This window comes from Cognatishimia sp. SS12 (assembly GCF_028369055.1).
Lineage (GTDB): Bacteria > Pseudomonadota > Alphaproteobacteria > Rhodobacterales > Rhodobacteraceae > Cognatishimia.
Window position 1 is genome coordinate 73593 of sequence record NZ_JAQNCZ010000004.1, and the last position, 23179, is coordinate 96771.

Below are 23179 nucleotides of genomic sequence, written 5' to 3' on the forward strand. Positions count from 1 at the left end.
TTGCTTTGGCCGGACCCTATGTCTGCCGTAAGGCCGGGTCAAGCAGCCCGGTCGGTGCGTTTACGCCGACCCAAAAGCAGGCGCAGGCAGCCCACCAGAATTGCCCCCGCAATCCCCGATAGCACAAAGCCGCCACCGGCAAAAATCACCCCGGGAAAGGTCAGCGGCAGCGCCGGTTGATAATGCGCCCAGGTCGCCGACAAGAGCGCAGGATCAGACATCTTGGCCACCGCATAGCTGCGCATGAAAGGCCCTGCACCTGTGACGGCCTCAAGCGTCGCGCTGAGCCGCGCCTCACGCGCCATGGTGCTGCGCATGCTTTCGGCCCGCGCGCGCCCAAGCGAGCCGCCTTGGGCCAGCTCCTGCAAGGCCGCCTGCCGCGACAGGCCAACAGAGGCCGCATCAGCGTCAAACGCGGTGACAAAGCGCTGCAATTCCTCAACCGCGCCGCCTAGACGCTGCACATATTGCTGGGAAAACTCAGGGGCCTGCGATCCCCCCGCCGCCCCAAGTATGCCCGCCGCCAAAACCACTGCGCGTGTGATCATCCACCTGCCCTTCATCTTTTCACAAATACTCCTGCCGGAGGCATCCCACAGGCGCGCGGGAACCCCGTCCAGAGCCGTTTAACACACGCCCCGCCTACGTCAGGCCGAGCGGACAGGCCGCAGCGATCCGCGCCTGCAGAATCTGCCGCAATTCCTGCAACCCTGCAATCTTGGCATCAATCTCATTCAGCTTTTCGCCCAGGACCTCTGCGACGTCCACCTCGCTGAGGCCGCGGTTCATCTGCGCTAGCAAAGCCGATATTTCCGTGAGCGAAAAGCCCAATCGCTGCGCCAGCCGGATCATGCCGACAATCTGCACCATTGCGCTGTCAAAATCCCGATAGCCGTTGCCTCGGCGCAACGCGGTGATCAAACCACGCTTTTCATACATGCGCAGCGCATCACAGCTGACGCCCGTGCGCTCTGACAATTCACCAATTCGCATAAGATACCTGTTGACCTTGGACCATACTCAAAGGTCTATAGCCGGTGGCATTCGAATACAAAGGAAAAACCGAATGCTGTCTCAGCGCCAATTTCACCGCATTTATCGCCTCTCAGCCTGGTATGATCTGATCGTGACCTGGCCCTTTGCCACGCCGATCACCCTGGCCCTGTTCTGGTCCAGCATGGGCACCGCGCATGACGCGCTGGGGTTGGCCCCGCTGCCTGCGCTTGACACTTATGCCGTGTTGTTTGCCAATTTCTTTGGCACAGTTGTGCTCATCTGGTCAGTGCTGCGCCTGCGCCTGAACGATGTGCGCCTGGCGCGTTATGACGCCGTGGGCCGCTGGTCGTTTTCAGCCTGGCAGCTTTATGCACTCAGCCAAGGGGCCAGTCCAATTTTGTGGGGGTTTTTGATCGCCGAGGTGATCTGGGCGATTTTACAATCCCTGCCCCTACGCAAAGAGGCAACAGCAGCTCAGTCTGCATAAAAAAAGGCGGGACTACATGGCCCCGCCTTTTCTAAATCATATCAGCAGATCTCAGAGACCTGTGACGCGGTGACCTGCATAAATCTCTGCAACCTTTTTCACCGCCTCTTCGGGGGGCATCTCAGTGCTTTCGCCGCTGCGGCGGCTGGTCAGTTCAACCACACCGTTTTTCAGCCCGCGTGGACCAACGGTGATGCGCCATGGCAGACCGATCAGATCCATCGTGGCGAATTTACCGCCCGCGCGTTCCTTGCGGTCATCATAAAGCGGCTCAAGGCCCAGCGCTTCAAAGCTCTTTTCAAGCGCCTCGCAGGCCGCGTCGGCTTCGTCATCGCCCTGCTTCAGGTTTACAATGCCCACGTGGAACGGTGTGACGCCTTCGGGCCAAATGATGCCTTTGTCGTCATGGCTGGCTTCGATGATCGCGCCCAGCAGGCGTGACACACCAATGCCGTGGCTGCCCATATGCACCGGCACATTCGCGCCATCCGGGGTTTGCACGGTTGCGCCCAGCGCTTCGGAATACTGCGTGCCAAAGTAGAAAATCTGGCCAACTTCGATGCCGCGCGCGGTGCGCTGGCGCTCGGCGGGCACTTCGGCAAAGGCGGCGGCGTCATGGGTTTCATCCGTGCGCGCATAGCGGCTGGTGAACTCTTCCAGAACCGACTTGCATTCCGCATGGCTGTCAAAATCGATCTCGCGATCGCCGAATTTCAGATCGGTGATTTCAGCATCATAGAAGACTTCGGATTCGCCGGTGTCCGCCAAAACCAAGAATTCATGGGTGTAATCGCCGCCAATCGGGCCAGAATCCGCCCGCATCGGGATCGCTTGCAGCCCCATCCGCTCATAGGTGCGCAGATAGCTGACCAGGTGCCGGTTATAGGCGTGCAGCGCGTCTTCTTTGGTCAGGTCAAAGTTATAGCCGTCTTTCATCAGGAATTCGCGGCCGCGCATCACGCCAAAGCGCGGGCGGATTTCATCGCGGAATTTCCATTGGATCTGATAAAGCGTCAGCGGCAGGTCTTTGTAGGACCGCACGTGGCTGCGGAACACATCGGTGAACATCTCTTCGGCGGTGGGCGAAAACAGCATGTCGCGGCCATGACGGTCGTTCATGCGCAGCATCTCTTCGCCATAGCCATCATAGCGGCCACTCTCGCGCCAAAGGTCAGCCGATTGCAACGTTGGCATCAGCATCGGAATATGCCCAGCGCGCACCTGCTCTTCGTGCACGATGTTTTCCAGCTTGCGCAGCACTTTGAAACCCAGCGGCAACCAAGAATAAATCCCGGCGCTGGATTGTTTGATCATGCCCGCGCGCAGCATATAGCGGTGGCTGACAATTTGGGCCTCCGAAGGGGTTTCCTTCAAGACAGGCAGAAAATAGCGAGAGAGGCGCATACCGGCTCCGTTGGATGAATTGCTTTGCCCCCGTTTATGGCTTTGCCCGCCCGCAAGCAAGGGAGCGCCCGCCCCCGCCGGCAAATGCCGCGCATGAAGGCCGCAAAGCGCCCGCAAAAACAGAACATAAAAAAATTTGATCCAATTGCACCGCTCTGCCGTATCCCTTTGCAGAAACACCCAAGGGGAGCGGGTGTCAAAAACCAGAGAGGAAACATCATGAAAATCGCACGTACATTTGCGGCCGCCGCCGTGGCCGCCACCCTCAGCACGTCTGCTGCACTGGCCAATACCATTGTTGATATCGCCGCTGGCGATGAACGTTTCTCCACGCTTGTGGCGGCCGTGAGCGCTGCGGGCCTTGCGGAAACACTTCAGGGCCCCGGCCCGTTCACCGTCTACGCGCCGGTCAATGACGCTTTTGCCGCACTGCCCGAGGGCACCGTGGACAATCTTTTGAAGCCGGAAAACAAAGATCAGCTGACAAATGTGCTGCTCTATCACGTCGATGACCGCAACCTCACCGCAGGCATGATCCCGGCCGGGTCCAATTACTTCAAACCTGTGCTGGCCTCGGAACGTCTGTGCATCACCAAGAACAGCAATGGTGTGATGATCGCAGATGGCACCGGCGATATGGCCAATGTGATCATTGCCGACATCAAGGCCGACAATGGCGTCATCCACGTGATCGACAAAGTGCTGCTGCCGGGCACCCGCCCCGCCTGCTAAACCGACATAACAACAACTATGCCTCACCCCCCGGAGGCAGCGCGCGCAGCTTTAGGGCTGCGCGCTTTTGACATTGCCGTGCCAGTCGGGCAGCCCATCGGGGGCGTGCTGATAATCTCGCGGCATTTGCGGGACAATGTCTGCCGTCCCAATCCCATACCCCAAAGCCAGCGCTAGGATCAGCGCGATTCCAGTTGCTGTGCCGCCCAGAGGCGCGATGCGCGCGTGTAATACGGGTGTCATGATCATTCTCCTTACAGAAGCCGTTAACGATGTGATGACACCCAGCGTGGCAGCCCAATCATCATAAGTAAAATGAATGATATTTGGGTTACCCATTACATATAGTGATGTAATGCCGCGCAGCGCCGCCCCGGAGCCCGTGAAGTTTCAGGCTGGAACTTGCTTTAGCGCCTCCCTTGGGCCATGTGTCAGTCAAGATATTTTCAAGAGGCATCCATGGCACTTCCGATACAGGATCAGGCGAAATACTGGGGCATGACAACGGCGGTGTTTTTCATCGCGCTTTGGTTTCTGGGTGATGTGATCCTGCCCTTTGTCCTTGGTGGCGCGATTGCCTATTTTCTTGATCCCGTGGCCGACCGGCTTGAGGCGATGGGCCTCTCGCGTGCGGCGGCCACCGGGCTGATCACCCTTGCCGCGCTGCTGATCTTTGTGGTCATGGTGCTGGCGGTGGTGCCGACCCTGGTTGAGCAGACCACCAGCCTTATTCAAACCGCCCCGACATTGGCGGCAGATCTGCAGGCCTTTCTGATCGAGCGATTCCCGCAATTGCTGGAGCCGGACAGCGCGGTCTCAAAAACCCTTGGGTCGATCGGGCAGACGGTTCAGGAACGCGGCGGCGCGCTGTTGCAAACGGCGTTGACCTCGGCGGCCTCGCTGCTCAATGTTGTCATGTTGCTGGTGATTGTGCCGGTTGTGGCGGTCTATCTGCTGCTGGACTGGGACAATATGATTGCCCGCATTGATGACCTCTTGCCCCGCGATCACGCGCCAACCGTGCGCCGATTGGCTGGGCAGATCGACAACACTCTCGCCAGCTTTGTGCGCGGCATGGGCACGGTCTGTCTGATCCTTGGCACCTATTATGCGGTCGCGCTGATGCTGGTGGGGCTGCAGTTTGGTCTGGTGGTTGGCTTCATCGCTGGTCTGATCACATTCATCCCCTATGTGGGCGCGCTGGTGGGCGGGGCCTTGGCGATTGGTCTGGGGCTGTTTCAGTTCTGGGGCGATTGGCTGTCGCTCGGCCTTGTGGCCGGTGTCTTTGCATTGGGCCAAGTGATCGAAGGCAATCTTTTGACCCCCAAACTGGTGGGCAGTTCGGTTGGGCTGCACCCGGTTTGGCTGATCTTTGCGCTTTCGGTCTTTGGCACGCTCTTTGGCTTTGTCGGGATGCTGGTGGCGGTTCCGGTTGCGGCTGCGATTGGCGTGCTGGTGCGTTATGTGGCCGATCAATACAAAGCCTCGCGCCTTTACAAAGGCCACGCGGCGCATGACCCCGACGCTCATGGCTGAACAACTGAGTCTCAATCTGCCCGTGCGACCGGCATTGGGGCGCGATGATTTCTTTGTCACCTCTGCCAATGCCATAGCGCTTGCGCTGGTGGAAGGCTGGCCCAATTGGCACCATGGTAAACTGGCCATCATTGGCCCGGCGGGCAGCGGCAAAACCCATCTGGCCCATGTTTGGGCCGCGCAAAGCGGCGCGCGCATCGTTTCAGCCAAGAACCTAACGCGCACGGATATCCCCTCGCTTGCGCAGGGGCCCGTCGCGGTGGAGAACGTGCCCGAGATCGCCGATGATCCCGACGCGCAGGCAGCGCTGTTTCACCTGCATAATCTGACGTTGGCAGAGGGGCATTCGCTGCTCTTCACCGGCATCGCCGAGCCCAAGCACTGGGGGCTAAGCCTGCCGGATCTCGCCAGCCGCATGCAGGGCACAACCACCGCCGCGCTGAGTGAGCCGGATGACACGCTGCTGACCGTGCTTTTGGGCAAGCTTTTTGCCGACCGGCAGTTGGTGCCAACGCCGGACACCATCCCCTATCTGGTGCGCCAGATTGATCGCAGCTATGCCGCCGCCCGCGCCCTCGTCGAAGATCTGGACCGGGAATCTCTGGCGCAACAACGCCCGATTACCCGTGCCTTTGCCAGCAAACATCTGAAGTCTCGCGCGGCATAACCACGCCTGCCGCGGCGATGAACTTTGCCCAGCAAGCCCATAAAGCCTCAGCAAAAATCGCTTTTTCCTGTGCCTGACACCCCATCTGCTGGACTTCGGATCGCGCGCGGCTGATAGTGTCATAGAACCGTTACCGCCGATTGGCATATGCTCCCCATGATTCAAGCTGACTTTCTCAAATCCGACTTCCCCGCCGCCATTGACCTGCCCGACCTCGATCTGACGGGGCCGGCGCGGTTTTATAACCGTGAACTCAGCTGGCTGGGTTTTAACTGGCGCGTGCTGGAAGAGGCGGAAAACCCCAAAGTGCCCCTGCTGGAGCGCCTGCGCTTTCTGTCGATTTCGGCGACAAATCTGGACGAATTTTACACCGTCCGCGTTGCCGGCCTGCGCGAGCTGTCGCGTGAAGGCAATCAGACGCCGGCGCTGGACGGGCTGACACCCGATGCGCAGCTCGCCCTGATCAACGATGATGCACGCGCGCTGATGCAATCCCAGCAGCGCATTTTTGTCACCCTGCGCAGCGAGATGGAGCAGGAAAACATCGTTCTGCTGGATCACAAGACCATCACCAAAAAAGACGAAGCCTTTCTGCGCAATGTCTTTTTGAACAACGTATTCCCCGTGCTTTCGCCGCTGGCGATCGACCCGGCGCATCCTTTCCCGTTTATCCCCAACACCGGCTATTCGCTGGCGCTGGAGCTTGAGCGCAAGAAAGACAAACGCCGCCTGCAGGCGCTCTTGCCGATCCCGGCACAGATCGACCGATTTGTTGCCCTGCCCTCCGATCCGGGCAGCTATCGTTTCCTGCCGCTGGAAGAACTGCTGCTGTTGCATCTGGACAGCCTCTTTCCGGGCTACAAAGCCAAGGGGCATTGCACCTTCCGCGTACTGCGCGACAGCGACCTTGAGGTCGAGGAAGAGGCCGAGGATCTGGTGCGCGAATTTGAAGTCGCCCTGAAACGGCGCCGCCGCGGCGAAGTCGTGCGCCTCAAAATGTCGATTGATGCGCCGCAGCGACTGAAAACCCTGATCATGCGAGAGCTGCATGTGAAGGACGAAGAAGTGGTCGAGATCGAGGGCATGATCGGCATCGCCGACCTCAAGGAGTTGGTGCTGGACGAACGCGCCGATCTGCTTTGGCCGTCGTTTGCGCCGCGCGTGCCCGAACGGGTACAGGACCACAGCGGCGACATGTTCGCCGCGATCAAGCAAAAAGACATGCTGCTGCACCACCCCTATGAAACCTTTGATATGGTGGTGCGCTTTCTGACGCAGGCGGCGCGCGACCCGGATGTTGTGGCGATCAAACAGACGCTCTATCGGACGTCCAAACGCTCGCCGATTGTCGAAGCGCTGTGCGAAGCGGCAGAAAACGGCAAATCCGTCACCGCCTTGGTTGAGCTGAAGGCCCGCTTTGACGAGGCGGCCAATATCCGGCAATCCCGCCGGCTGGAGCGCGCGGGCGCCCATGTGGTTTACGGGTTCACCGATTGGAAAACCCACGCCAAAATCTCAACCGTGGTGCGCCGCGAAGGCGACCGGCTTGTGACCTACACCCACTATGGCACCGGCAATTATCACCCGATCACCGCCAAGATTTACACCGACCTCAGTTTTTTCACCTGCGACGAAGCGCTGGGGCGCGATGCGACCAAAGTCTTCAACTACCTGTCAGGCTATGTGCTGCCGGAAAGCCTGGAAAATCTGGCGATTTCGCCCCACTCGCTGAAATCGACGCTGATTGCGCGCATCCATGATGAAATTGAACACGCCAAGGCGGGGCGTCCGGCTGAAATCTGGGCGAAGATGAATTCGCTGATCGAGGCTGAGGTGATCGACGCGCTCTATGCGGCCTCTCAGGCGGGCGTCAAAATCAGCCTTGTGGTGCGCGGCATTTGCGGGCTGCGTCCGGGCATCAAGGGGCTGTCAGAAAACATCCGCGTCAAATCCATCGTCGGACGGTTTCTGGAGCACAGCCGCATTGCCTGTTTTGGCAACGGCCATGGCTTGCCCTCTGACAAGGCGCAGGTCTTCATTTCCTCTGCAGACTGGATGAGCCGCAACCTCAACCGCCGGGTGGAAACGCTGGTCAAAGTCACCAACCCCACCGTCAAGGCGCAGATTGTCAGCCAGATCATGGCCGCCAACCTGGCCGATGTCGCGCAAAGCTGGGTGATGGCCGGGGACGGCAGCTTTGCCCGCGCGTCGGTGCCCGAAGGCGAATTTGCCTTTAACTGCCACCGGTTTTTCATGGAAAACCCCTCACTTTCCGGGCGCGGGTCTGCCGGGGCGGCGGATGTGCCGCAGCTGACCCATACGCATGTTGATTGATCCACCGGTCAGATTAGGTATTAAAATCAAGCAAGTTGATTGACCGATCCAAGGTGCCCACGCTAGGTGGGTGCAACGGACCGGACCCAGGGGGATTGATGGACATCACGCAGGACAGCCCGCAGGAATGGGGCCCCTTCGGGCGCCCCCTGTTCAACGATCCAGCGGCACGCAAACTGTCGCGCGTCGGGGTTGTCGACGTCGGCTCCAACTCTGTCCGGCTGGTGGTTTTTGACGGCGCGGCGCGCTCGCCTGCCTATTTTTACAACGAAAAAATCATGTGTGCGCTTGGCGCGGGGCTGTCAGAGACCGGCAAGCTTAACCCCGAAGGGCGCCGCCGCGCCCGCGCGGCGATCGCCCGGTTTCAAAGCATCGCAGCGCAGATTTGCCATGAGCCCCTGACCGCCGTGGCCACCGCCGCCGTGCGCGAGGCCGAAGATGGCCCGGATTTCTGCGCCGAGGTGCTGCGCGAAACCGGCCTGAAAATTCACGTGATTGACGGTCAGGAAGAGGCCCGGCTTTCGGCGCAGGGGGTGTTGCTGGGCTGGCCGGGGGCCTATGGGCTGATCTGTGATATCGGCGGCTCGTCGATGGAATTGGCGGAAATCAACGATGGGCAGGTCGGGCGGCGCGTGACCTCAGCGCTGGGGCCGCTGAAATTGCAGGATGTGCCCGGCGGCAAAAAAGGCCGCGCGGCCTATATCGCCGAGACCTTGGATCACCTGCATGAGGTGATGGGCGAGCAGACCAACCGGCTGTTTCTGGTGGGTGGGTCCTGGCGGGCCATTGCACGCATCGATATGGAGCGGCGCGGCTATCCGCTGCACGTACTGCATGAATATCGCATGACCGCCAAAGCCATCCGAGCCACCGCCGATTACATCAAGACCCAAGAGCCTGAAGAGTTGCGCCAGCGCTGCGGCGTCTCAGCGCAGCGTATGGCGCTGGTGCCGCTGGCAGTGGATGTGCTGCGCGGCGTGGTGCGGCGCTTTAAACCGCATGATATCGCCATTTCCTCCTACGGTATCCGCGAAGGTATGCTGTATGAACAGATGCCGCAGAAACTGCGCGACCGAGACCCGCTGATCGAAGCCTGCCGCTTTGCCGAGGCCAAAGATGCCCGCGTGCCGGGGTTTGGCAAATCGCTCTATCAACTGGTGCTGCCGCTGTTCAAATCCGCCAGCGCTGATCGCAAACGCATTATCAAGGCGGCCTGCCTTCTGCATGATGTCAGCTGGCGGGCGCATCCTGATTACCGGGCGGAAACCTGTTTTGACAACGCCACCCGCGCCAACCTGGGCGGGCTGCGCCATTCAGAGCGTGTCTGGCTTGGGCTTGCGCTGATGCACCGGTACAAAAACAAACGCGAAGGCACCCGGTTTGAGGACCTGTTTGCCCTGCTGAGCGACAAGGATGTGCATCAGGCCGAAGTGCTGGGGAAAGCGCTGCGGTTTGGGGCGATGCTGTCGATGCGCAAGGATGCCGCGATTGGCGAATTCCGCTACTTCCCCAAGAAACACCAGCTGGAACTGCGGCTGCCGCGGGCGATCTCGACGCTCTATGGCGAGGTGGCCGAGGCGCGTCTGCAGTCCTTGGCCAACACGTTGGGCGCAGAGCTTACTGTGAAAATCCGCTAGGCCTGGCCGCTAAAGCTCAATCCCCGGTGCCGCATCGGGGTCGGGCAGCGTGTCGGGTTTGCGGCGAATGATGATATCGCCATTGGGCAGGATTTCCGGCGGCTCATAGACGCTCCAATCCTCGATCTCATCCAGAAGATCCGCAAACGCAGGCCCCATGTCCTGCAGAAAGCTGCGCAATTCCGGCCCCATGGAGTCTGCCAGCGCCTCAAGGTCTTTGAGGGCCGGTTCGATTTCATCCGTTAGCCCGCGCAGGAATAGCTCTATCCCCTGCCGCATTAGAGAGTTGCCCCCCTCCTCGGTGGGGGCCTCAGCGTGGCTGCCGGCCCAAGACGCCGTGCCAAGGCATAAGGCGGTGATCAAGGCGGTTTGTCTCAGGTATCGCATCCTGCACTCCTTTCAGCCTTAAACTTAGATCGCCAGATCCAAAGTGACAGGAAAATGATCTGACGCGGCCAGCAACGCCGCCCGCAGTTCAGCGTCATTCCAGCAGGCCACATCATCAAACGGATGCCAGATGCGCCATTTGGGCTGGCGCGCCCGCAGGTCTTGCGAAATCATCAGATAGTCTAGCAGTGCCTGCAGGTAGCGGTTTTCCTGATGGATGAAAAACCGCGAGGTTGTGGGCGACGCGCCCAAGCGACGTTCCAGCGCGCGGCGGGCGTGCGGGTCATAAAGCCCGTCAGGCCCATCCTCGCCCAGTATGATTTCCACAGAGGAGCGTCCAAAGAGATCCTCGTATTCATCAAGGCCCGGCCCATCGTTGAGATCCCCGGCAACAATCAGCGCCTCCCCTGCGGCCAGAAGGCTTTCGATCCGGCGGCGCAACCAGACCGCCTGCGCCAGTTGTTTGCGCCGATTGGCGATGGAAATGCGCATCACCTCATCGCGGTTACGTGCACCATGCGGGGCCTTGGATTTCAAATGCGCCCCGATCAGGCGCAGTTCTGTGCCGCCTTTTGTGGTCAGCGCCAATTCCAGCGGCGGCTTAGAGAACACCACCAGATCCTGATGGGCGTCCACATCCAGATCAATGGCAAAGCTTTGATCAAAGCGCGGTGCCTCCGGGCTGGCCATCGGCGCATGACGCGCGCTCAGCGCCTCCGGATCATAGAGCAGCGCAATTTCCTGCTGGGTGTCATTGGAAAAACCGATCACTGCCGCACGGGTGCGCAGGCCCATATGGGCGGCGAAATTCTCCAGCGCGGCAACCGTGCTGCGCGTGCCGTTTTGATCCGGGGCCTCCACCACCAGCACCGCGTCGGCATCAAGCGCCCGCAGGACGGTGGCGATGGCAGCCGCCTGATCCTGTTTGGTGACATCGCGGCGCGAGGACCAGCTGCCATCCAGCACCAGTTGATCCGCATCATCAAATAGGCTGGAGAACCACTCGATGTTGTAGGTCGCCAGCCGCATCAGGCCGCCTGGCTGTTGATCGCATCCCAGGCGCGATTGACGTCAATCATCTTGCGCTCGGCCAGTTTGATCGCCTCGGCGGGCACGCCGCGCGCCATCATGGCATCAGGATGGGTGTCGCGCACCAGCTGCCGCCAGGCTTTGCGGATGTCAGCCAGAGGCGTATCCGGCGCAACGCCGAGCACAGTATATGGGTCCGGCTCTGCATCCGGCACAAACCGGGTTTTGATCGCTTGAAATCGCGCCGGATCCATTTCGAAAATTTCGGCCACACGCTCCAGAAACAGATCTTCGTTGGGATGAAACTGCCCGTCGGCCATGGCGATGTGAAACAGCCCCTCCATCAGGTCGCAAAAACAGGTGTGATCCTCGGAAAAGAGGTTGCGGATCTGCCGGGCGTAATCTTCAAACCCAGCCGCGTCTTGCCGCGCCAGGTTGAACACCCGTGCAGCCCCGGCCTCATCCTCTTGGGCGATCTGAAACACCTCGCGAAAGGCCGTCACCTCATCGCGTGTCACAAGCCCGTCAGCCTTGGCCATCTTTGCCCCCAGCGCGATCACGGCAATGGTAAACGCAACCGACCGTTCTGGTGGGGTGCGCAGCCTGGCAAAGACCTCGCTTAGGCTCGCGCCTTGGGTCAGCGCAGAGAGCGCTTCGTTGATACGGATCCAAATCGACATGGCGTTTCCTAGGTCTCGTCCTCGGCAGCAGGCGCGGCATCTTTTGTTGGGCGCTGAAGGAATTTCTGCATCAAAATCAAATCCATCCAACGCCCAAACTTGTAGCCGACTTCGGGGATACGTGCCACATGTTCAAACCCCATCGCGGTATGAAAGGCAATGCCCGCCTCATTTTCACCCGCAATGCCGGCCATAAGCGAATGCACGCCCTCCGCCGTTGCCAGACGCTCAATCTCAAGCATCAGCGCCCGCCCGGCCCCTTTGCCGCGCGCGGCGTCATCCAGATAGATCGTGTGTTCCTTGCTGAACTGATAGCCGACGCCCGCGCGAAAGGGAAAATAGGTGGCAAAGCCGATGATCTCGCCCTCCTCCACAGCCACCTGCACCGCCTCTTTGCGGTTGATGATCAACTGGGTGATGTCGCGGTCGGATTTTTCCAGCGTGTTGAATGTGCTGATGCCGCTGCGGATCTCAGCATTCCAGATCGCGGCAATGGCCGCGGTGTCCGCCTGCTGCGCTCTGCGAATGAACATATCGCCCCCTTTACCACACGGGCCCAGCAAAAAACCGAGCGCGTTTCGCGCTGCTGGGCGGCCCCTAAGCTTACGCGCCTTGGCCAAAAAATCAATCATGGGCCCAAAATGCGCGGGCAGACACGCAAACAGGCCCCACAATGGGGGCCTGTTTCAATGGGCGCGGGCCTTAATCAGCTGCGGGCGTCGCGGATCAGACGCAGAATATCTTGCGCTGCTTCGGGGATATTGGTGCCCGGCCCAAAGATCGCCTTGACCCCCGCATTTTTGAGGAACTCGTAATCCTGCTGCGGGATCACGCCGCCGCAAATCACGATGATTTCGCCCGCATCATTGGCGCGCAAGGCCTCGATCAGCTGCGGGGCCAATGTTTTGTGCCCGGCGGCCTGCGAGGAAATGCCTACCACATGCACGTCATTGTCGATGGCGTCCTGCGCGGCCTCTTCCGGCGTCTGAAAGAGCGGGCCAACATCGACGTCAAAGCCGATGTCAGCAAAGGCTGTGGCGATGACTTTCGCGCCGCGGTCATGGCCATCCTGACCCATCTTGACGACCAGCATACGCGGGCGGCGGCCCTCGTCTTCGGCGAAATCTTCTATGGATTTCTGAATCTTAGCGAAATCTTCGTCGCCCTCATAGGCGGCCCCATAGACACCGGCGAGGGTTTTGACTTCGGCGCGATGACGCCCAAACACTTTTTCCATGGCCATGCTGATCTCTCCTACAGAGGCGCGTTGACGGGCGGCTTCGACGGCGGCGTCCAGCAGGTTGCCCCCTTCACTGGCGCGGCGGCTGAGCTCGGCCAAGGCCGCCTCACAACCCGCTTGATCGCGGCTTGCGTGAATGGATTTCAGCCGCGCAATCTGGCTTTCGCGGACAGCCACGTTGTCGACATCCAGAATATCAATCGGGTCTTGTTCAGACAGGCGATATTTGTTGACGCCAACCACAACCTCTTCGCCCCGATCCACCATCGCCTGACGGCGGGCGGCGCTTTCTTCGATGCGCAGTTTTGGCATGCCTGAGGCCACGGCTTTGGTCATGCCGCCCATTTCCTCGACCTCTTCGATCAAGGCCCAGGCTTTGGTCGCCAGCTCATCTGTCAGGCTTTCCACATAGTAAGAGCCCGCCAGCGGATCGACCACATTGGTCACGCCGGTTTCTTCTTGCAAGATCAGCTGCGTGTTGCGCGCGATGCGGGCCGAAAAATCGGTGGGCAGCGCAATCGCCTCATCCAGCGCGTTGGTGTGCAAAGATTGCGTGCCCCCCAGCGCGGCTGACATCGCCTCATAGGCGGTGCGGATCACGTTGTTGTACGGGTCTTGTTCCTGCAGGCTGACGCCCGAGGTCTGACAATGGGTGCGCAGCATTTTGGAGCGTTCGGATTTCGCGCCAAACTCGGTCATGATGCGGTGCCACAGCAGGCGCGCGGCGCGCAGTTTGGCTGCCTCCATGAAGAAATTCATGCCAATCGCAAAGAAGAAGCTGAGGCGGCCCGCGAATTTATCAACATCCATGCCCGCTTCGATGGCGGCGCGCACATATTCACGGCCGTCGGCCAGCGTATAGGCCAGCTCTTGCACGAGGTTCGCGCCCGCCTCTTGCATGTGATAGCCGGAAATCGAGATCGAGTTGAATTTCGGCATTTCATTGGAGGTATATTCAATGATGTCCGAAATGATCCGCATCGACGGTTCTGGCGGATAGATATAGGTATTCCGCACCATGAACTCTTTCAGGATGTCATTCTGAATGGTCCCGGCCAGCACCGATTTATCATGACCCTGCTCTTCGCCTGCCACAATGAAATTCGCGAGGATCGGAATAACCGCGCCGTTCATTGTCATCGAGACAGAGACTTTGTCGAGTGGAATGCCATCAAAGAGGATTTTCATATCCTCAACAGAATCAATCGCCACGCCCGCCTTGCCGACATCGCCAACGACGCGCGGATGATCGCTGTCATAGCCACGGTGGGTTGCCAGATCAAAGGCCACGGAAACCCCCTGCTGACCGGCGGCAAGATTGCGGCGGTAAAAGGCGTTGGATTCTTCGGCGGTTGAAAACCCGGCATACTGGCGGATGGTCCAGGGACGCCCGGCGTACATGGTGGCTTTGACGCCGCGCGTGAACGGGCCAAACCCCGGCAAGCTGCCCATATGCGGCAGGCCCTGCGTGTCCTTTTCGGTGTACAGCGGCTTGACCTTGATGCCCTCAAGGGTGCTCCAGTTCAGCTCCTCAAGGGGGCGGCCGCGCAGTTCTTTTTCTGCCAGCTTTGCCCAATCGTCACGGGTGGTCATCTTATCGTCCTCTCATGTCGGGCATTTGGCCCGGTTTGCCCGCATTCGCGATCGTTCTTTTTGCACGACCTTTGAAACGAGCCATCGCATTCACGCGCGCATGCCCTATATTGAAAGACATGGGATATATGAATCGCTTGGTCTTAGCCCTTGTTTTGCCATTATTAATTGGCCCTGCCAGCGCCGCCGAAGAAAGCACGGTCGCGCCGGAGCCGCCGCTTTTCTTTGAAGGGGATGCGCCGGAATTGTCCGAATTCCAATGGACGCACCGGCCTATTGTGGTGTTTGCCGACAGCCCGAATGACCCGCGTTTCGTGCAGCAGATGGAATATCTGACCGCCCGCGAGGATGAGCTGCGCGAGCGTGATGTCATCATCCTGACCGACACGGATGCCAGCACCGTTTCAGGGCTGCGCAAATCGCTTAGGCCACGCGGTTTCATGATGGTGCTGATCGGCAAAGACGGCACGGTATACCTGCGCAAGCCCTTTCCCTGGGATGTGCGCGAGATTTCCCGCTCCATCGACAAGCTGCCGATGCGCCAGCAAGAGGTGCGCGACCGGCGGCTGACGCCATAGGCCCCGAGGGGCCGATCTGAGGCGCGCCGCCGCAGCACCTTATTCAAACTCCAGAATGATATCATCCACCGCGAGGCTGTCGCCCGGTGCTGCGTTGACCTTGCTGACGGTGCCCTTTTTCTCGGCGCGCAGAATGTTTTCCATCTTCATCGCTTCGACCGTGCAGAGCGCCTGGCCTTCTTGCACCTCATCGCCAACCTCGACGTCGATTTTCACGATCAGGCCCGGCATTGGGCACAGCAGCAATTTGGAAGTATCCGGCGCTATTTTTTCAGGCATCAGTTTCGCCAGCTCCGCCTGACGCGGGGTGCGCACAAAGACCTGCATATCGGCGCCCCGGTTGCGGATACGGAAGCCGCCAGACATCTTGCCCACTTTCATCACCAGCGGTTCACCGTCCACCGTAACATCCGCCAGCTGGTCGCCCGGGGTCCAGTCGCTGGTGACGCGCAGGCTTTGTCCGTCATCAAATTTCAGCGTCGATCCTTCGGGATCAGCATCGATTTTCAATTTGAATTCATGATCTTGCAGCGTGACGACCCAATCAGTGCCCACCCGCCGCTCATGGTTGTCCATGCGGCCTGACACGCGGGTCCGGCGAATTTCGGCCACCCGGTGCATCGCCGCTGTCGCGGCTGCAATGCGGCGCAGCTGCGCGCGCGGCAGATCCACACCGTTAAAGCCCTCGGGGTATTCTTCTTCGATAAAGGCGGTGGTCATCTCGCCAGACACGAATTTCGGATGATCCATCACCGCCGCCAGGAATGGCAGGTTGTGGCCAATGCCTTCGACCTCAAAACTGTCGAGCGCCACGCGCATCGCCTCAATCGCGGCGGCGCGGGTTGGGGCCCAGGTACACAGCTTGGCGATCATCGGATCGTAATACATCGAAATTTCGCCGCCTTCAAAGACGCCGGTGTCATTGCGCACCACCACATCCCCGGCGTCGCCCGGTGCTGTGCCCGGCGCGTAGGCTGCGGTCTCTGCTGGCGGGCGATAGCGGGTCAGACGGCCAATCGACGGCAGGAAGCCACGATAAGGGTCTTCGGCATAAAGCCGGTTTTCAATTGCCCAGCCCGTCAGTTTGACATCGTCTTGGGTGATGCCCAGTTCTTTGCCCGCCGCGACGCGGATCATCTGCTCCACCAGGTCCACCCCTGTGATCAGCTCTGTCACCGGGTGCTCCACCTGCAGGCGGGTGTTCATTTCAAGGAAATAGAAATTCTTGTCGCCATCCACGATGAACTCCACCGTCCCGGCAGAGGCATAGCCAACCGCCTTGGCCAGCGCGACCGCCTGTTCGCCCATCGCGCGGCGGGTCTCTTCATCAAGGAAGGGCGATGGGGCCTCTTCGACAACTTTCTGGTTGCGGCGCTGGATCGAACATTCGCGCTCGCCGAGGTAAATGCCGTTGCCATGGCTGTCGCACAGGACCTGAATTTCGATGTGGCGCGGCTGGGTGACAAATTTTTCGATGAAAATCCGGTCGTCCCCAAAGGAATTTGCCGCCTCATTCTTGGAGGACTGAAAACCTTCGCGCGCCTCTGCGTCGTTCCAGGCAATCCGCATGCCTTTGCCGCCACCGCCTGCCGAGGCTTTGATCATCACCGGATAGCCGATGTCGTTTGAGATCCGCACCGCTTCGTCGGCATCTTCGATCAGCCCCATGTAACCGGGCACGGTCGACACCCCGGCCTCTTGGGCAATTTTCTTGGAGGTGATCTTATCGCCCATCGACTCAATCGCGCCCACAGGCGGGCCGACAAAGGCGACGCCAGCCGCCTCAAGCGCCTCGGCGAATTTGGAGTTCTCAGACAGGAAGCCATAGCCGGGATGCACGGCCTCTGCACCAGATTGACGGATCGCCTCCATCACCTTGTCGATCACGATATAAGATTGGTTGGCCGGTGGCGGGCCAATATGGATCGCTTCATCCGCCATGCTGACATGCAGCGCATTCTTGTCGGCATCCGAATAGATCGCCACGGTCGCAATCCCCATTTTGCGCGCGGTCTTGATCACGCGGCAGGCGATCTCGCCCCGGTTGGCAATCAGGATTTTGTTGAACATCAGATGTCCCTTTCAGTTCTGGTCTGGCGCGCTGAGCGATCCGGCGCGGCAATAAAAAAACCACCAACGCCAATGGCGTTGATGGTCACATGTGTCAGGGGCTGCGCAGGCGCAGCCGGAATGTTGGCGTCAGTTACAACGGCTTGGGTAGGTTTGGCAGTAGGCGACATTGCCCACGCCGCCAATGACGGCCCCTGTGGCCGCATCGCCGCCGGTGATGATGGCTGCGCCAGCGCCGGCACCGGCCCCAAGGAGCCCTTGTTCCAACGCGGTGTCGCCGCAGGCCGCAAGGCCGCTGCCAAGCGCGACCGTGAGGGCCGCAATTTTGGTGAAACGCATCTGCTATCGCCTCTTTTGTTTGTTTGACCTACCCGCAAACATGCCAAAGACGGGGCCGCAAGCAATTGCGGTCTGTCAATCGGGCGGGTTTCGGCAAAGCTTCGCGCATGGTGCGCGCGGGGCGAAAGCGCAGATGGTCTGGAGGGGACATCGCCAGACCATCTGCTTTGGGAAGGGTAACGGAATACACTGTTACAGGCATCTTTGGGGGTCACCTCAAATGCCACACCGTTACTATTTTCACGTGTGGTGCCTATCGCAAGTGCAACTGTGCGCGCAGTCATCCGGTCAGCATCAACCCGCGCATTTTTCCGAACAGTCGGCAAAACTGCGCCACCGTGCATGTGCAGCACGATGGGATTTCCTAGGAAATCAGCGGGATATAGCCGACACAAGCTCATCCCCAGTCGTCCTCTTCAAAGACTTCCGGGAAAGACGCGCGCGCCACAGATTCGTTGATCTGCAGCAGGGCCTCGTAATCCTTGGGGTCAAACGACTCCTCTACCGCCACAACCTCGCGGCCAAACAGCCAGCTCAGTCGCCCGGCGTCCAGATTGCCGCGTTCAAAGGGTTGATCGCCAAAATGGTCCCAGAGCGCCTTCATAAAGCCCGCGTCCGCGCGTCGATCCGCCGGCTTACGGTCGCGATACCGTTCGCGCCGGGTGATTTCTGTCACGCCACGCGGATTGGGGCGGCGAATGATGAATTGAAAATCCGTGCCCGGCAGACGGCCGGGGAAACCGCGATGTTTGATCATGCCCGGCCCTCCTTTGTGAAAGACCGGGCAATGGCGTCAGGGGCGCCCGGGTGTGCCTGGCGTGGACGTGCCGCCGCCAGTAGAGCTGTCATCCGGGTCGCGCCCGCCATCAGGCGGACATGGGGTGCCCGGCGGCAAGACGGTGCCATCGGCCAAGATGCAGGGCGTGTCGTCATCCGGTGGCAAGCAGGTGTTGGTGCCAGGAATGACATCACACTCGTAATTGCCGAATTTGTCGTAACGTGGTTCGCTTTGGATCGGTTCAGGCGGCGGCGCAGCGCAGGCTGCGACAAGGGCCGCGGTGGACAGAGTTGCAAAGATAATACGCATGATTGTGGTCCTCCCTCGTTCTGAGGGGGACAATTTTGCGCGAAATTAACATAAAAATCCAGTTTTTCCGCAGGTCCGGTCGCCAGTACCGTCGCCGGGTCGGTCCATAGCCGACTGTCCGCAGAAAGGGTATCAGGGGCAGGCCGGGCCGGCCCCTGACGGGAATTACTTGTATTTGCCGGTGTGTGTCGGCTCAGTCGAGATAGGTGTTGGCTCTGCAACAACATATTCTTCGACAGGTTCTTGCGCACAGGCTGCAACAACGGCAACAAAGCCGATGGCGAGTAGTGTTTTGATGCTCTTAGACATCCGTTTCTCCTAGTTTTCTTATCATTAAGAACAGGACGCAATTGCCCTGCCTGCCCCAGTTTCGGGTTTGAGGTATCTTGGAAAGACCTCAGGCGCAGCCTACCGGAAGACGCAGTAAAAATAAACGGATTGCCCATGGCATAGGCGTGTTGTGGCGACAAAGCCGCAGAAGTTTGCCGATTGGGGCGCGAGGCCGCTATATCTAGTAGCCGCATTAGAAACCCTCCCAGATGCAGATGTCAGTTTCAAAGGTGAATGCCTCGAAATACTGGGTTGCATCGGGGTAGGACACCCCAAAATCGGTTGCGCGATCAGAAAGAGAAACGACCACCAGGTCGACGTTGACACCGCGCGCGCGCGACTCGGGCGCGGCGTGGGTGTTGCAGAGCACTTCAAAGTCCTGCGCGACGGTATCAAAACCCGCCCCGCCCTGCCCGATCTGCGGCGCGACATAGCGCAGGCGCAGCACATTGCCGCCCTCAGCGCCCGGTTCAAATCGCACTTCTTGCAGCGCGATCTCGATCCCCGACGGCACCGCAATCGCCGGTTTTACCGCCTGGGCCGCCAAAGGCACAGGCGCGCCGAACACAAGCCATGGGATCAGAGCGGCGCGCAGATCAAACATCAGCAGCCTCCGCCGTCACAGCGGGTTTTGGTGCCGCAAAGCGAGACCAACGCGCGCGGTTTGACCCATCCTCAAGCACCGCAGCAATCTGCGCCTCAACCGAGGCCCGGGAAAACCGCCCATCAATCTGCCCCCCGGCCCGCACCCGCAGGTATGCGCCCTGTGCGGTCAGTTGGACAACGGGGGCAAACCCGCGCAGATCCTGCAAGGCCCGCCACAGATCCTGACGGATCTGATGCGCGATCCGCAACCGGTTGCCGCGCGGCAATTCGGTTTCACCCCAGACATCAAACCGCGCAGGCAAACGGCGCGAGAGCGTCAGGCTCTCTGCGTCTTTTGTGATATGCCAGGTCGTGCGGGGCATGGGATCTCCGAAAGCAGGTGTCAAAGCAGACCCCAGCCAAGGCTGAACTCTGCATAATTCTTCTAGGTCAAGCGGTTACAGCGGGATGTTGTCGTGCTTTTTCCACGGGTTTTTCAGCTGCTTGTTGCGCAGGCTGGCAAAGGCGCGACTGACGCGACGCCGGGTGGAATGCGGCATGATCACCTCATCGATAAAGCCCCGCTCGGCGGCCACAAACGGGTTGGCGAAGCGGTCTTCATAGTTCTTGGTGTGCGCGGCGATTTTGTCGGCATCCCCCAGATCGGCGCGGTGAATGATCTCGGTTGCGCCCTTGGCCCCCATCACCGCAATTTCAGCTGTTGGCCAGGCGTAGTTGAAATCGCCGCGCAGGTGCTTTGACGCCATCACGTCATAGGCCCCGCCATAGGCCTTGCGGGTGATCACCGTGACCTTTGGCACCGTCGCTTCGCCATAAGCAAAGAGCAGTTTCGCGCCATGTTTGATCACGCCGCCATATTCTTGGCTGGTGCCCGGCAAAAAGCCCGGAACATCCACCAGCGTCAGGATTGGAATTTCAAAGCAATCACAAAAGCGCACAAACCGCGCCGCTTTGCGGGAGCTGTCGATGTCCAGACAACCGGCCAAGACCATCGGCTGGTTGGCGACCACGCCCACGGTCTGCCCTTCGAGGCGGATGAACCCGGTGATGATATTCTTGGCGAAATCTTCCTGAATTTCGTAGAAATCACCCTCGTCCGCCAGCTTGTGGATCAGCTCTTTCATGTCATAGGGCGTGTTGGCGTTTTCAGGCACCAGCGTATCAAGGCTTTCCTCGATCCGGCCCGGTTCATCAAAGAAGGGGCGCACCGGTGGCTTTTCGCGGTTGTTCAGCGGCAGAAAGTCCACCAAACGGCGCACTTCGGCCAGCGCCTCAACATCGTTTTCAAAGGCCCCATCTGCGACCGATGATTTTTTCGTATGGGTGCTTGCGCCGCCCAGCTCTTCGGCGGTGACAACTTCGTTGGTGACGGTTTTCACAACATCCGGGCCGGTCACGAACATGTAGGATGTGTCTTTCACCATAAAGATGAAATCGGTCATCGCCGGCGAATAGACCGCGCCGCCCGCGCAAGGCCCCATGATCACCGAAATCTGCGGCACCACGCCAGAGGCCATGATGTTGCGCTGGAACACTTCGGCATAGCCCGCAAGCGAGGCAACGCCTTCCTGAATACGCGCCCCGCCTGAATCGTTGATGCCAATCACCGGCGCGCCGTTTTGCATCGCCATATCCATGATCTTGCAAATCTTCTCGGCGTGGATTTCAGACAGCGAGCCTCCAAAGACGGTGAAATCCTGCGAATAAACATAGACCATGCGACCGTTGATGGTGCCCCAGCCGGTGACAACCCCGTCACCCGCGGGCTTTTGTTTTTCCATGCCAAAATCGGTGCAACGATGGGCTTTGAACATGTCAAACTCTTCAAAGCTGTCTTCATCCAGCAGCAGTTCGATCCGCTCGCGGGCGGTCAGTTTGCCGCGCGCATGCTGAGAGTCGATCCGGCGTTGGCCGCCGCCCAGACGGGCAGTTTCGCGGCGCTCTTCGAGTTCTTGCAGAATATCTTTCATCACAGATCCTTTTGGCGTTGCCGCAACCTTAGTGCCATAGACGCCCGCCCCAAAGCCTTAATTGGCAAATTTGCAAATTTTTGAAAATCAATTTTTGCTAATATGCAAATCTGCAAACACCTCCCCCATGCGTGCACGCCACTGCGCATCTCTGTGCATCAACGCACGGTCCGCTGTCGTTTCCGCGCGATGGACAGGCGCAGACGAAGGCCCTAGGACTATCACAATGACACAAAGCCTCAGCACCCGGTATCTGGATCGCACCAGCCCACCGCATATCTCGACCCTGATCCTGCTTGCCGGGGTCAGCGCGATGTCGATGAATATTTTTCTGCCCTCCCTGCCGGGGATGGCGGTGCATTTTCAGACCGACTATCGCGTGATTCAGCTGTCGGTCGCGCTGTATTTGGGCATCAGCGCGTTTCTGCAAATTCTGATCGGGCCAATCTCGGATAAATTCGGGCGGCGTCAGGTCATCCTCTGGGGCATTGCGCTTTTTGTGCTGGCCTCGCTGGCCTGCGTCTTTGCCCCAACCGCCGAAGCCTTTCTGCTCGCGCGCATGGCGCAGGCGATCATCGCGGTGGCGATGGTGCTGTCGCGCGCGGTGGTGCGCGACATATACCCAACCGATCAGGCCGCCTCGATGATTGGCTATGTCACCATGGGCATGTCCGTTGTGCCGATGTTCGGGCCGACAATTGGTGGCGTGATTGAGGAATTCTTTGGCTGGAAAGGCAATTTCTGGACCCTTGCCGGGCTTGGCCTGCTGCTTTTCGTCATCACTTACCGTGACCTCGGCGAGACCAAGGTCAGCAGCGGGCTGTCGCTGGGCGCGCAGTTCCGCCAATACCCCGAATTGCTGCTAAGCCCACGGTTCTGGGGCTATACCCTGGCTTCTGCCTTCGCGTCAGGGGCGTTTTTCGCCTATCTGGGGGGCGCGCCTTTTGTCGGGTCAGAACTGTTTGGCCTGCCCCCGGCGGCCCTGGGCCTCTATTTCGGGGCCCCTGCTATCGGCTATTTTGCCGGGAACTTCCTGTCCGGGGCCTTTTCCGCCCGCGTCGGCGTCAACCGCATGGTGTTCTGGGGCACCGTGGTCAACGGCGGCGGCCTCGCCGTTTCGCTGGTGGTGTTTGAACTTGGGCTGGGCAGCGTGCTGAGTTTCTTTGGCTTTATGACCTTGGTGGGGTTGGGCAACGGGCTTGTGATCCCGAATGCGACGGCGGGCGCGCTGTCGGTGCGGCCTCATCTGGCGGGCACCGCCTCGGGGCTGAGCGGGGCCATGATGATCGGCATCGGAGCACTGCTCTCGGCCTTTGCCGGATTCCTTCTGACGCCCGACACGGGGGTCTTCCCACTGCTGTGGTTGATGCTGGCCACGTCGCTTCTGGGCATCCTGTCAATTGTCATCGTCATCCTGCGCGAGCGCCAGATTGAGGGCTAGCGCCACCAAGTTTGCAAAGCTATGATACTGCAAAGC

At 59.6% G+C, this 23179-nt stretch carries 25 protein-coding genes; 8 read left to right on the top strand and 17 right to left on the bottom strand.

The features are described from left to right. Positions 1-38: 38 nt before the first annotated feature. Positions 39-548, bottom strand: coding sequence for a DUF2937 family protein (locus tag N6L24_RS09775; RefSeq protein WP_271844499.1), 510 nt, complete (start codon positions 546-548; stop codon positions 39-41). A 94-nt stretch (positions 549-642) separates the two neighbouring features. Next, a complete protein-coding gene (locus N6L24_RS09780) occupies positions 643-993 on the bottom strand; it encodes a MerR family transcriptional regulator (RefSeq protein ID WP_271844500.1) in 351 nt (116 codons plus the stop codon). A gap of 73 nt (positions 994-1066) precedes the next feature. Between N6L24_RS09780 and N6L24_RS09785 the strand changes: the two genes are divergently transcribed. Further along, on the top strand, positions 1067-1483 hold the full coding sequence (locus tag N6L24_RS09785; protein WP_271844501.1) for a hypothetical protein: 417 nt from the start codon (positions 1067-1069) through the stop codon (positions 1481-1483). A gap of 51 nt (positions 1484-1534) precedes the next feature. Here the strand turns inward: N6L24_RS09785 and proS are convergent, their stop codons facing one another. Continuing rightward, the gene (gene proS, locus N6L24_RS09790) at positions 1535-2887 is read right to left on the bottom strand and encodes a proline--tRNA ligase (RefSeq protein ID WP_271844502.1); all 1353 of its coding nucleotides are present in this window, start codon (positions 2885-2887) and stop codon (positions 1535-1537) included. Positions 2888-3106: 219 nt separating this feature from the next. Between proS and N6L24_RS09795 the strand changes: the two genes are divergently transcribed. After that, a complete protein-coding gene (locus N6L24_RS09795; RefSeq protein WP_271844503.1) occupies positions 3107-3619 on the top strand; it encodes a fasciclin domain-containing protein in 513 nt (170 codons plus the stop codon). A 51-nt stretch (positions 3620-3670) separates the two neighbouring features. Here the strand turns inward: N6L24_RS09795 and N6L24_RS09800 are convergent, their stop codons facing one another. After that, the gene (locus N6L24_RS09800) at positions 3671-3862 is read right to left on the bottom strand and encodes a hypothetical protein (RefSeq protein ID WP_271844504.1); all 192 of its coding nucleotides are present in this window, start codon (positions 3860-3862) and stop codon (positions 3671-3673) included. Between the two features lie 216 nt (positions 3863-4078). On the opposite strand from N6L24_RS09800, the gene N6L24_RS09805 reads away from it, so the two are divergent. From N6L24_RS09805 to N6L24_RS09820, 4 genes are all read left to right on the top strand, one after another. Then, positions 4079-5155: an AI-2E family transporter gene (locus N6L24_RS09805; protein WP_271844505.1), complete on the top strand. Its 1077-nt coding sequence runs from the start codon at positions 4079-4081 to the stop codon at positions 5153-5155. Beyond that, positions 5148-5822: a chromosomal replication initiator DnaA gene (locus N6L24_RS09810; protein WP_271844839.1), complete on the top strand. Its 675-nt coding sequence runs from the start codon at positions 5148-5150 to the stop codon at positions 5820-5822. The genes N6L24_RS09805 and N6L24_RS09810 overlap by 8 nt, the downstream gene beginning before the upstream one ends. Positions 5823-5978: 156 nt before the next feature. Beyond that, complete coding sequence (locus N6L24_RS09815) at positions 5979-8156, top strand: RNA degradosome polyphosphate kinase (protein WP_271844506.1); 2178 nt, start codon at positions 5979-5981, stop codon at positions 8154-8156. Between the two features lie 98 nt (positions 8157-8254). Further along, positions 8255-9793, top strand: coding sequence for a Ppx/GppA family phosphatase (locus tag N6L24_RS09820; protein WP_271844507.1), 1539 nt, complete (start codon positions 8255-8257; stop codon positions 9791-9793). A gap of 9 nt (positions 9794-9802) precedes the next feature. Here the strand turns inward: N6L24_RS09820 and N6L24_RS09825 are convergent, their stop codons facing one another. The 5 genes from N6L24_RS09825 to scpA all read right to left on the bottom strand — a co-directional run bounded on the left by N6L24_RS09825 (position 9803) and on the right by scpA (position 14722). Then, complete coding sequence (locus tag N6L24_RS09825; RefSeq protein ID WP_271844508.1) at positions 9803-10180, bottom strand: hypothetical protein; 378 nt, start codon at positions 10178-10180, stop codon at positions 9803-9805. 24 nt (positions 10181-10204) lie between these two features. Continuing rightward, positions 10205-11209, bottom strand: a complete 1005-nt coding sequence (locus N6L24_RS09830; protein WP_271844509.1) for an endonuclease/exonuclease/phosphatase family protein — start codon at positions 11207-11209, stop codon at positions 10205-10207. Beyond that, entirely contained in the window at positions 11209-11889 is a 681-nt protein-coding gene (locus N6L24_RS09835) for a molecular chaperone DjiA (RefSeq protein ID WP_271844510.1), read from the bottom strand. The genes N6L24_RS09830 and N6L24_RS09835 overlap by 1 nt, the downstream gene beginning before the upstream one ends. Positions 11890-11897: 8 nt before the next feature. Beyond that, positions 11898-12422, bottom strand: coding sequence for a GNAT family N-acetyltransferase (locus N6L24_RS09840; protein ID WP_271844511.1), 525 nt, complete (start codon positions 12420-12422; stop codon positions 11898-11900). A 173-nt stretch (positions 12423-12595) separates the two neighbouring features. After that, positions 12596-14722 carry a methylmalonyl-CoA mutase gene (scpA, locus tag N6L24_RS09845; RefSeq protein ID WP_271844512.1) on the bottom strand — a complete coding sequence of 709 codons (2127 nt, stop codon included), beginning with the start codon at positions 14720-14722 and terminating at the stop codon, positions 12596-12598. Between the two features lie 155 nt (positions 14723-14877). Here scpA and N6L24_RS09850 point away from each other — a divergent pair, with 155 nt between their 5' ends. Beyond that, positions 14878-15300: a DUF4174 domain-containing protein gene (locus N6L24_RS09850; protein WP_334312321.1), complete on the top strand. Its 423-nt coding sequence runs from the start codon at positions 14878-14880 to the stop codon at positions 15298-15300. Positions 15301-15339: 39 nt separating this feature from the next. On the opposite strand, the gene N6L24_RS09855 is transcribed toward N6L24_RS09850, so the two are convergent. The 8 genes from N6L24_RS09855 to N6L24_RS09890 form a co-directional block, all read right to left on the bottom strand. Continuing rightward, entirely contained in the window at positions 15340-17370 is a 2031-nt protein-coding gene (locus N6L24_RS09855) for an acetyl-CoA carboxylase biotin carboxylase subunit (protein WP_271844514.1), read from the bottom strand. 129 nt (positions 17371-17499) lie between these two features. Next, a complete protein-coding gene (locus N6L24_RS09860) occupies positions 17500-17709 on the bottom strand; it encodes a hypothetical protein (protein ID WP_271844515.1) in 210 nt (69 codons plus the stop codon). 397 nt (positions 17710-18106) lie between these two features. Further along, positions 18107-18466 carry a hypothetical protein gene (locus N6L24_RS09865; RefSeq protein WP_271844516.1) on the bottom strand — a complete coding sequence of 120 codons (360 nt, stop codon included), beginning with the start codon at positions 18464-18466 and terminating at the stop codon, positions 18107-18109. A 36-nt stretch (positions 18467-18502) separates the two neighbouring features. Further along, the gene (locus tag N6L24_RS09870) at positions 18503-18796 is read right to left on the bottom strand and encodes a hypothetical protein (protein WP_271844517.1); all 294 of its coding nucleotides are present in this window, start codon (positions 18794-18796) and stop codon (positions 18503-18505) included. A 165-nt stretch (positions 18797-18961) separates the two neighbouring features. Then, positions 18962-19105, bottom strand: a complete 144-nt coding sequence (locus N6L24_RS09875) for a hypothetical protein (protein WP_271844518.1) — start codon at positions 19103-19105, stop codon at positions 18962-18964. A 214-nt stretch (positions 19106-19319) separates the two neighbouring features. Continuing rightward, positions 19320-19730, bottom strand: a complete 411-nt coding sequence (locus N6L24_RS09880; protein WP_271844519.1) for a DUF6497 family protein — start codon at positions 19728-19730, stop codon at positions 19320-19322. Further along, positions 19723-20094 (bottom strand): hypothetical protein, encoded by a 372-nt coding sequence (locus N6L24_RS09885; RefSeq protein ID WP_271844520.1) that lies wholly within the window; start codon positions 20092-20094, stop codon positions 19723-19725. Before N6L24_RS09885 ends, N6L24_RS09880 begins: the two co-directional genes overlap by 8 nt. A gap of 75 nt (positions 20095-20169) precedes the next feature. After that, positions 20170-21702 (bottom strand): acyl-CoA carboxylase subunit beta, encoded by a 1533-nt coding sequence (locus N6L24_RS09890; protein ID WP_271844521.1) that lies wholly within the window; start codon positions 21700-21702, stop codon positions 20170-20172. A gap of 226 nt (positions 21703-21928) precedes the next feature. On the opposite strand from N6L24_RS09890, the gene N6L24_RS09895 reads away from it, so the two are divergent. Next, positions 21929-23143, top strand: a complete 1215-nt coding sequence (locus N6L24_RS09895; protein WP_271844522.1) for a multidrug effflux MFS transporter — start codon at positions 21929-21931, stop codon at positions 23141-23143. Positions 23144-23179: the final 36 nt, after the last annotated feature.